This is a genomic window from Halalkalibacter oceani (assembly GCF_023715705.1).
In the GTDB taxonomy this organism is placed as follows: Bacteria; Bacillota; Bacilli; order Bacillales; family Bacillaceae_D; genus Halalkalibacter; species Halalkalibacter oceani_A.
The window spans coordinates 1-255 of sequence record NZ_JAMBOS010000126.1 but is presented as its reverse complement, the minus strand read 5'-3'; the positions used below and the strand labels follow the sequence as shown (position 1 = coordinate 255).

Below are 255 nucleotides of genomic sequence, written 5' to 3'. Positions count from 1 at the left end.
CATTCAGTTGGGCACTCTAAGGTGACTGCCGGTGACAAACCGGAGGAAGGTGGGGATGACGTCAAATCATCATGCCCCTTATGACCTGGGCTACACACGTGCTACAATGGATGGTACAAAGGGCAGCAAAGCCGTGAGGTGGAGCCAATCCCATAAAGCCATTCTCAGTTCGGATTGCAGGCTGCAACTCGCCTGCATGAAGCCGGAATTGCTAGTAATCGCGGATCAGCATGCCGCGGTGAATACGTTCCCGGG

General features: G+C 54.5%; 1 rRNA gene. It reads left to right on the top strand.

What is annotated here, in order from left to right:
• Positions 1-255: ribosomal RNA gene (locus M3212_RS21925) — 16S ribosomal RNA — on the top strand; the annotation flags it as partial.